This is a genomic window from Vibrio sp. V42_P2S4T144 (genome assembly GCF_009904715.1).
Classification (GTDB): Bacteria; Pseudomonadota; Gammaproteobacteria; order Enterobacterales; family Vibrionaceae; genus Vibrio; species Vibrio alginolyticus.
In genome coordinates this window covers 1-8,908 of the sequence record NZ_WXWS01000645.1, presented here as the reverse complement: position 1 = coordinate 8,908, position 8,908 = coordinate 1, and the positions used below count along the sequence as shown (strand labels likewise).

The following is an 8,908-nucleotide window of genomic DNA, read 5'->3' as shown; positions in this document are numbered from 1 at the left end:
CAATACGCACAGGTAGGTAAGATGTTTCTAGACTATTTTGCACTTGGGTTACTCATCTTCGTTGCTTTAGTGATCTTTTACGGAATCATTGTCATCCATGATATTCCATATGAAATCGCCAAAGAGAGAGAGCACCCGCACCAAGACGCAATTCACTACGCTGGCTGGGTCAGCCTTTTCACTTTGCATGCGCTGTGGCCATTTTTATGGATCTGGGCAACATTATGGCGCAAGGAACGCGGCTGGGGTTTTAAACAACTAGAACAAGAAACACACGACATTCATCACCGCCTTGAAGAACTCATCGATGAAGTCAACGAACTCAAAAACGAAGTATCGATGTTGAAACAACAAAAGATTCAGCAAAAGCCTTTGCCTGAACAAAGTAAAGAGGACGAATAATGGACTTATTGCTGATTCTGACTTACGCAGCTCTTTGTATTGCCATTTTTAAAATTTTCAATATTCCTCTAAACAAATGGACCGTTCCAACCGCCGTACTTGGCGGCGTAGTGTTAGTGGGCACACTCGTGCTGCTTATGAACTACAACCACCCATTTACTCAATTGGGTAACCAAGTGTTCCCGACTACGCCTATCGTCTCTGGCGTGCGTGGCCGCGTGGTGGAAGTGCCAGTCCAGGCCAACCAACCGCTCAAAACGGGCGATATTCTTTTCAAAATCGATCCTGTGCCTTTTGAAGCAGAAGTTGCTCGCCTGGAAGCGAAAGTCAAAGAAGCAAGCCAAGGTGCCTTGGGCTTAGAGTCTGATCTAAGAGAGGCAGAAGCTGCTGTATTGAAAGCGCAAGCGGACAGAGATAAAGCACAAAGGGAATTTAGCCGATATCAAAGGGGCTTTGATCGTGGCGCGTTTACTGAACAAGATTTGGATACTCGACGCCAAGCGTATAAAGCGGCAGAAGCCATGTTAGACGTTGCGATTTTGCAACAAGAACAAGCGCAAATCGCTCTGGACTCTGAAATCGGAGGCGAAAATACCCAAGTCGCGCAACTTCTTGCCGAGCTGCGTAAAGCAGAGTTTAACCTAGAGCAAACCGTCGTTCGTGCGCCAACCGATGGTTACGTTACGCAATTGGCTTTACGTCCTGGAGTGATGGCTGTGCCGTTGCCACTTGCCCCGGCAATGACCTTCGTACATACCGAAGACATTACGTACACCGCGGCATTCAGACAGAACTCATTACAACGCTTGAAGCCAGGCTTTGAAGCAGAATTTATGTTCCGCGCAATTCCGGGCAAAGTGTTCCGTGGCGAAGTCATTGACGTGATTCCAGCCATTGGTGAAAGCCAAATTCAAGCGCGAGGCGCTCTGCTTGGGACTGATGCCTTGCGCACGAGCGGACGTGTTTTTGCGAAGCTGAAAATTACCGACGACTTGAGTGGATACCACCTGCCAATGGGTACTGCAGTTGAAGTTGCAGTTTATTCAGACAGCTTTACTCACGTATCAGTGATGCGCAAAGTGCTTATTCGTATGAAGAGCTGGCAGAACTATTTATACCTCGACCATTAATGAACATATAGCGCATTCATTTATCGGTAAAAATAACATCAAACCGTGTAATCAGGGGCTGACGATCAGCCCCTGATTCATTCTAGCCATCCAGATAGATAGCATTCCCACTTTTATTAATATTCTGTATAATGCGCGCCTTATTTTTAATGCTTGCTAAAACCAAAGCCAGTCAAAGGGATGCGTGAATCAAATCACACATTTCCTGAAGAAAAATAGAGCAAACAATAAGCAGCTTGGTTGTTTTGAATATATGTTACACAATCAAATAACTAACGCTTTCCAACAATATAAATGAACGTTCTTTAAAATCGACTATTGAACTGAGGTTATCTATGAATCTTTCCGCTAAAACTGTTGTGGTTATTGCAATCGGTGCTGCTCTTTACGGTATCGGCGGCTTACCTATGTTTGGCATCCCTGTGTTTGCAAACACAACGCTAAAACCAGCAATAGCAGTATTAGCATTGTTCTCAGTACTATTTGGACCACTTGTTGGCTTCTTGGTTGGTTTTATTGGTCACTGGGTTACTGACCTATTTGCAGGTTGGGGCGTATGGCTCACTTGGGTACTTGGTTCAGGTATTGTTGGTTTGATTATCGGTCTATTCCCTTCTCTAACGCGCTACCGTTTGGAGAAAGGTGATTTCAATATGAAAGACTTCGCGTTATTCGTAGTACTTGCGCTATTAGGCAACGTATTTGGTTACGGTTGCTCTGCATTCCTCGACACGATTTTATACGCAGAACCGTTCACTAAAGTGTTTACCCAGCTTTCTATTATCGCGATCGGTAACACCATTCTTATTGCTATTGTTGGCTTCTTCATTCTTAAGTCTGTCGCTAAACGTAACAAGCAAAGCCGTAACTTAACAGAGGCTTAATGTCGAATGACAATCGAATTTTCTAACTTCTCTTTTAGATATGAGTCGCTGGACAAACCGACGCTAAAAAATATCAATCTAAGGATAGAGAAAGGAGAGAAAATCGTCATTATCGGTCCAAGTGGTAGTGGTAAATCTACCCTTGGGCAATGTCTTAACGGACTGATCCCACACGCAATCAAAGGGGAAACCAGTGGAACATTGACCATCAATGGTCAAGACACCGCCCCTTTCGACATGCACCAATACACTGAGCAAGTTGGCACCGTACTGCAAGATACGGACAGCCAATTTGTCGGTTTGAGCATTGGCGAAGACATTGCATTTGCGCTGGAGAACCAGCTAACTTCAAATATCGACATGTACCCATTGGTCAAAGCCACGGCCAAAATGGTCGACTTGGAACAGATGCTAGAACGCTCACCCCACGATTTATCTGGCGGGCAGAAACAGCGTGTTTCTTTGGCGGGCATTCTCGTCGATGATGTCGATATCCTTTTGTTTGATGAACCACTAGCTGCGCTTGACCCTAAAACGGGTAAAAAAACCATCGAGATCATCGATGATCTACACCGCGAAACGGGCAAAACCATCGTAATCATTGAGCATCGTCTTGAAGACGTTCTGCATTGCTCAGTTGACCGTATTATCTTGATGGAAAGCGGCAAAATCATTGCCGATACAACGCCAGATGAAATTTTAGCGTCGCCTTTGCTAGAAGATTACGGCATCCGCGAACCGCTTTATATTTCAGCACTGAAAGAAGCAGGCTGCGCGATTGAGGGCGATGCAAAACCTTCTAGCTTAACTACCTTACCGTTGGAGCAATATAAACCGGCAGTACAAGCATGGTTTGATGGTTCAACAGCACAACCGCCCAAAACGCCAGCCGAGACTTTGCTTGAAGTCCGTGGCCTCACCTATTCTTACGACGGTGAGAAAAACGCGTTAGAAGACGTGAGTTTTGACATCAAGCGTGGCGAGTTTGTCTCTGTACTTGGCAAAAATGGCTCGGGTAAATCGACCATCACCAAACTGATTATGGGCGTTATTGAAGCGGATAGCGGCTCAATGAGTATGAATGGTCAAGATCTTAACGAACTGACCATCTTCGAGCGCAGCCAGAAAGTGGGCGTGGTGATGCAAAACCCGAATCACATGATTTCCCATCACATGATTTTCGACGAAGTGGCCTTCGGCCTCCGTAATCGTGGCGTTGAAGAGAAACAAATCGAAGCTAAAGTACTTGAAGTCCTTGAGCTGTGCGGTTTGAGCAAATACCGCCACTGGCCAATCGAAGCATTGAGCTACGGCCAGAAAAAGCGCGTAACCATTGCGTCAATTTTGGTATTGGAACCAGAGCTTCTGATCCTTGATGAACCGACGGCAGGTCAGGACTATCGAAACTACACGTCTATGCTGAGTTTCATCGAAAAGCTCAATCGCGAGTTGGGCGTAACCGTGATGATCATCTCTCATGACATGCATTTAGTGCTGGAATACACCACGCGCTCTATCGTGATTGCAGACAGTAAATTAGTCGCGGATGCACCAATGACGCAGGTATTCAGCAGTCCAGAGCTACTAGACCAAGCAAACCTCACCACAACAAGTCTGTTTGAGTTGGCTACGAAAGTTGGCATCGAAGACACCAATGGCTTTATGCAGCACTTTATCAATGTAGAAAAAGCGCACCGCCAACAAAAAAGCGACGACGTAAACCAACTAGAGAAAGCGGTGGCATGAAAGACAATAAGATGAAGTTTGGTATCAACTACATCGATACCCAATCACCACTTCATAAGTTGAATGGCATTACTAAGTTCTTGCTTTTCATTGCTTGGGTAACGGTGGTGTTGACCACATTTGACTTGCGAATCATCGCACTGTTGATCGTGCTTGGTTTAGGCTTACTGAAAATGACCAAAGTGCCCTTTCATGTCTACAAACCGCTGTTATTCGGTACAGGCACGGTATTACTGATCAATGCCCTGTTTATGTTCGCGTTAGCACCGCAACAAGGTACTGAATTCATGGGCTCATCAACGGTTTTACTCTCGTTACCCGGTAATTACTCGCTCACTCAAGAGACGTTGTTTTACCTAGTAACAGTGACGTTGAAATACTTCAGCATGTTTCCAATCGCGTTGGTGTTTGTATTTACCACTCACCCGACGGAGTTTTCAGCCAGCTTGAACCGCTTGGGTGTACCTTACAAAATCGCCTATGCCGTAAGCTTAACGCTGCGCTACTTGCCGGAAGTGAAAAAGGACTTTGTTAACATCATGCACGCGCAACAAGCACGCGGAGTAGAACTGAGCAAGAAGGCTCCGTTGTTCAATCGTATGAAGAACGTCGCGAAGATTCTTGGACCTCTGATTTTCTCTAGTTTAGACAGAGCCGATCAAATCTCAAACGCGATGACGCTACGTGGTTTTGGCCGCCACTCCTCTCGCACTTGGTACAGCTTAAAACCACTGACCAAAGCCGATATGATCTGCATGGCTGGGATTGCGGTGATAGTGATTGCTGCGATCAGCAAGCGTGTGATGGACACACAACTGTTCTGGTATCCGTTTTAAATTCTGAAGCTTCAAACTGAACATAACGTGGTTAGTGTTGTGACCACGTTATCTTCCGTCTTTCCCCTCGATAACTCGCCTGTTGGCTTCTTGCTTGCAAGTATTCAAAAGAAGCGGTAATTTCAGCGGCTCGCTGATGTGCCAGAAAGTTGCTTATTCAAACGACCAACATGAACTAAACTCATCAGTTTTATCAGGGGCTTAATGATCAACTGCGCACTGCCTACAATGAAAAGCCAAGTACCACTTTCAATCAACGAATCATTCAAAAAGAAAAAGCTACCAATTAAAAACCAAATAGCAATGAGTAGGTCGTTTGCAGCACCTAACGCCTCATAGCGGCGCTGAATAACGATGTGACGGCTTCCTAGATCTAAATCCAACTCTCTGCCATGTATCTGCACTGTATAGCTCCCCTCTTATTGTTTCGCGTCAGTTACGCCCAAGTTATTTCGAAATACTTAGTTCTAAACCCTAACGGACGTGGCATGCATTGACAACCATTGGAGGGATTATCTATTTGCAATAAAAAGAAAAGGGCGCATAAGCACCCTTTTTAGCGAGTCTAATTACAGGTATTCGCTTTAATGATTAGATAGTGAGTACCAACTTAACTCCACTTCAACAAGCGAGTTTCGTTGCCTTCTTCCGGCTTCGCTGGAATATTGAGTGACAACAGCAAGCTCACTGCTGCCATACCAGCGCCGATGTAAAATACGCTAGCAGGTGAAACCAGCCAAATCACACCAAACGTAACAGGTATTACAACCGCCGCAATATGGTTAATCGTAAACGCAACGCCCGCGGTCGACGTCATATCTGCTGGGTCGGCAATTTTCTGGAAGTAGGTTTTAATCGCAAGCGCTAACGCGAAAAATAGATGATCGACAACATACAATGCTGCCGCCCACTCAGCCGTTTGCACCAAACCGTACCCGACAAACACGAAGATCAAACCGACGTATTCAAACATCAACGCTTTGCGCTCACCTACAACGCCGATAAAACGGCCTATTCGCTTCGCAAACAAGAAGTTAAAGACATAGTTAATCAGGAACAGCAACGTAATATCTGCGGCGGAGTAACCAAACTTTTCTACCATCAAGAAACCAGCGAACACCGTAAAAATTTGACGGCGTGCTCCACTCATAAACGTAAGCGCATAGTATAACCAGTAACGTTTACGCAGGATGAGCTTCTTGTTCTGAGGCACTTTTGTCTTAAATTGTGGGAAGGCAAATGCCATCACCAAAATGAGCACAAAACCTAAACCACCAGCCATTAAATAGACCGTTTTAAAATCAAGTTTGAGCTGTTCGAGCGAAACCCAAATGGCGCCGTAGGTAAACAGAGAAGCCAAAGCTCCAACAGAAATAAACTTACCCAGCATTTCTGGCGCTTCTTCTTTAGATAGCCATTGTAAAGACAAAGACTGCTTGAGTGTTTCAAAGTAATGGAAGCCGGTGGACATTAACAAGGTTGTAAAAAGTAGACCGTACAAAGTGGGAAAATAACCTGTTAATGCCGTACCAAGCGTAAGCATCGCCAAAGATACGAGCATAAAGCGTTGCTCTCGGATAAACAGCAATACAAACACGGCGGTAAAGGCCAAAAAACCCGGAATTTCGCGCACACTTTGCAATAGGCCTATGTCGGCACCATCAAAGTTTGCTTTCTCTATAACAAAGTTGTTCAACAACGCCATCCAGGTAGAAAAAGCAATGGGCACGATAATGGAAATTAACAGGAGGAAATTTTGCGGCGTTCTCCAGCCGTGCGATGAGGTAGTCATGATGTTTCCTTTAAATATGAAGGCATCATCATAGCTTTAAACGTAACAAATTCGCAATATCATTATTATTTTCAACCCAGAGCAAGCTGATATGGCTGAGGAATATTGTTATGAAGATAAACATCGCACTCAATTCCTTGGCTAAGCGCGATGTTCAAGTATCAAGAGAACTAAAGCATGAGTAAATGTGCTCAGTGGCTTAATCAATGACTTTTACTGATAGGCGATTTTTAAATTCAAACACATGTTCTGGACACACATCCAAACAACGGCCACAGCTAATGCAGTTTTGATCCATAACTCGACGATCTCCCTCTTTCAAAGGCTGCCGAAGCACTTCTGGTTCTGGGCAAATGTAAAAGCAATCCATGCATTTGGTGCAATCTTCGCGCCGAACAGCAGTAACGCGCAACAGGCTTTTTCGGCCTATCACGCCATAGGTAGCCCCCAGTGGACATAAGTGCCCACACCACCCATGCTCAACCAAGAGTAAATCCAACACAAACACTAGGGCGATTAGCACCCAACCTGCGCCCATACCAAACACCAACCCGCGATGCAGTGCCGCAACTGGATCTAACCATGTCCAAAGAATTGCGCCAGATAGCGCACTGCCCAACATCAAAACAGGGATCAGCCAATAACGAATCATGGGAGACCAACGATAGCTCGCTTTAATGTTGAACTTTCGACGCAACCACGCCGCCAAGTCTGTCACGATGTTCAACGGGCACACCCAAGCACAAAATGCGCGCGGCGCCAAAATCGCGTAAAACGCAACGACAATCACTACGCCTAACAACGCATTAAACTCCGGAACATGCCCTGTCGCCAAAGCTTGAAGCACAATTAACGGGTCACTTAACGGCACGGTATCGAGCAACATACTTGATGACAGATTACCAGTTAGAATTCCCAGCGTCGGCCCAGCCATAAACAGCGCAATGATGGTGAACTGACATAGCCGACGTAAAATCAAAAACCGATGCGCGCGCCACCAACCAAGCTTTTCAAGCGCTTCTTTGCCAGCATTTTGAGCTAAATTCTTTGCCATTACTTACCTCCTTTTAGCGATTCAAGCGCACCTTCCGGTACAGGCGTCTCACTAGGGAGGATATTTTCGAGTGGTTTGTCGATCTCTTTCCAACCAAAATTGTAGTGGCTGCCCACTTTGCCTTTCGCCAAATCCGTCGGGACGACTTTAATAGCAGCGACATCCAACACGCACGCTTGTTCACACTTACCGCATCCGGTACACACTTCGGAATTCACTGTTGGGATAAGTTTGGCGTGATAACCGGTTCGGTCGTTGTGAACCATCTCTAATGTGATGGCTTCATCAATCAGCGGACAAACGCGATAACAAACGTCGCATCGTAACCCTTGCCAGTTAAGGCAAGTTTCATGGTCAATAAGAACCGCTGTACCCATTCGAGCATCATCAATATCGGTTAGTTTCGGATCCAGCGCCCCACTCGGACAAGCGACAACACAAGGAATGTCTTCGCACATTTCGCAGGGAATATCGCGTGCAGTAAAGTAAGGTGAGCCAGTCGCGACGGGTGAAAGTAATGTCGCAAGTTTCAAGGTATCGTAAGGACATGCCTGAACACACAAGCCACATCGAATACAAGCTGATTCGAAATCGCCTTCCGGCAGTGCACCAGGCGGACGAATAGGCACACCTTTGGTTTCTCGAGCTTGGCTTTGTAGCGATTGTAAGCCCAATACACACGCAGCTGCGCCAACACCAGCCGCAGTTCGAGCTGTATCACGCAAAAATCGGCGCCGACTTTGCGATATTTTAGACTGAGAGGATTTCATGCTATTTCCTCAACAAAACTCCCTTATCAAGTTAAGCATAAATAGCCCTAAACGTGTCGTTTCCCTATACCTCATAGGAGGTAACCCCATCCTCTATTGATTCAAGTCAACTGACGCACAGTGCCGTCGTCACAGTTTGACTAAATGCGTTTATTTACTGCGACATGAAATTCACCACGATACTCTGCAGCACGCGCCATTCTCAGTACAATAATTCAACACCTTTGCAATCTACTCGCTCAATTCGATGATAAATCACTACTAAAAATTCAAAAAATGACATCATAACAAGCT

The 8,908-nt window shown here is 45.5% G+C and carries 9 protein-coding genes; 5 read left to right on the top strand and 4 right to left on the bottom strand.

Features of this window, described 5'->3' with window-relative positions; genetic code table 11:
- The first annotated feature begins 21 nt into the window (after window positions 1–21).
- The 5 genes from CAG68_RS21015 (at window position 22) to CAG68_RS20995 (ending at window position 4,998) form a co-directional block, all read left to right on the top strand.
- The gene (locus CAG68_RS21015) at window positions 22–402 is read left to right on the top strand and encodes a DUF3302 domain-containing protein (RefSeq protein WP_005375135.1); all 381 of its coding nucleotides are present in this window, start codon (window positions 22–24) and stop codon (window positions 400–402) included.
- Window positions 402–1,532: an HlyD family secretion protein gene (locus tag CAG68_RS21010; protein WP_005375134.1), complete on the top strand. Its 1,131-nt coding sequence runs from the start codon at window positions 402–404 to the stop codon at window positions 1,530–1,532. Before CAG68_RS21015 ends, CAG68_RS21010 begins: the two co-directional genes overlap by 1 nt.
- Window positions 1,533–1,867: 335 nt before the next feature.
- On the top strand, window positions 1,868–2,416 hold the full coding sequence (locus CAG68_RS21005) for an ECF-type riboflavin transporter substrate-binding protein (RefSeq protein WP_054729920.1): 549 nt from the start codon (window positions 1,868–1,870) through the stop codon (window positions 2,414–2,416).
- Window positions 2,417–2,422: 6 nt separating this feature from the next.
- Window positions 2,423–4,162 carry an ABC transporter ATP-binding protein gene (locus CAG68_RS21000; RefSeq protein WP_047104520.1) on the top strand — a complete coding sequence of 580 codons (1,740 nt, stop codon included), beginning with the start codon at window positions 2,423–2,425 and terminating at the stop codon, window positions 4,160–4,162.
- Window positions 4,159–4,998 (top strand): energy-coupling factor transporter transmembrane component T family protein, encoded by an 840-nt coding sequence (locus CAG68_RS20995; protein ID WP_005383942.1) that lies wholly within the window; start codon window positions 4,159–4,161, stop codon window positions 4,996–4,998. The genes CAG68_RS21000 and CAG68_RS20995 overlap by 4 nt, the downstream gene beginning before the upstream one ends.
- Before the next feature lie 122 nt (window positions 4,999–5,120).
- Here CAG68_RS20995 and CAG68_RS20990 read toward each other — a convergent pair whose 3' ends face one another.
- From CAG68_RS20990 to napG, 4 genes are all read right to left on the bottom strand, one after another.
- Window positions 5,121–5,402: a YrhK family protein gene (locus CAG68_RS20990; RefSeq protein ID WP_025768568.1), complete on the bottom strand. Its 282-nt coding sequence runs from the start codon at window positions 5,400–5,402 to the stop codon at window positions 5,121–5,123.
- A gap of 206 nt (window positions 5,403–5,608) precedes the next feature.
- The gene (locus CAG68_RS20985) at window positions 5,609–6,790 is read right to left on the bottom strand and encodes an MFS transporter (RefSeq protein WP_161441616.1); all 1,182 of its coding nucleotides are present in this window, start codon (window positions 6,788–6,790) and stop codon (window positions 5,609–5,611) included.
- Window positions 6,791–6,989: 199 nt separating this feature from the next.
- Window positions 6,990–7,844 (bottom strand): quinol dehydrogenase ferredoxin subunit NapH, encoded by an 855-nt coding sequence (gene napH, locus CAG68_RS20980; protein ID WP_053350046.1) that lies wholly within the window; start codon window positions 7,842–7,844, stop codon window positions 6,990–6,992.
- Window positions 7,844–8,614 (bottom strand): ferredoxin-type protein NapG, encoded by a 771-nt coding sequence (napG, locus tag CAG68_RS20975; protein ID WP_005383947.1) that lies wholly within the window; start codon window positions 8,612–8,614, stop codon window positions 7,844–7,846. The genes napH and napG overlap by 1 nt, the downstream gene beginning before the upstream one ends.
- Window positions 8,615–8,908 lie beyond the last annotated feature (294 nt).

Coding starts and splice junctions, on each gene's coding strand:
- napH (WP_053350046.1), bottom strand. CDS start 7,844: ATGGCAAAGAATTTAGCTCAAAATGCTGGCAAAGAAGCGCTTGAAAAG.
- napG (WP_005383947.1), bottom strand. CDS start 8,614: ATGAAATCCTCTCAGTCTAAAATATCGCAAAGTCGGCGCCGATTTTTG.
- CAG68_RS20995 (WP_005383942.1), top strand. CDS start 4,159: ATGAAAGACAATAAGATGAAGTTTGGTATCAACTACATCGATACCCAA.
- CAG68_RS21000 (WP_047104520.1), top strand. CDS start 2,423: ATGACAATCGAATTTTCTAACTTCTCTTTTAGATATGAGTCGCTGGAC.
- CAG68_RS21010 (WP_005375134.1), top strand. CDS start 402: ATGGACTTATTGCTGATTCTGACTTACGCAGCTCTTTGTATTGCCATT.
- CAG68_RS21005 (WP_054729920.1), top strand. CDS start 1,868: ATGAATCTTTCCGCTAAAACTGTTGTGGTTATTGCAATCGGTGCTGCT.
- CAG68_RS20985 (WP_161441616.1), bottom strand. CDS start 6,790: ATGACTACCTCATCGCACGGCTGGAGAACGCCGCAAAATTTCCTCCTG.
- CAG68_RS21015 (WP_005375135.1), top strand. CDS start 22: ATGTTTCTAGACTATTTTGCACTTGGGTTACTCATCTTCGTTGCTTTA.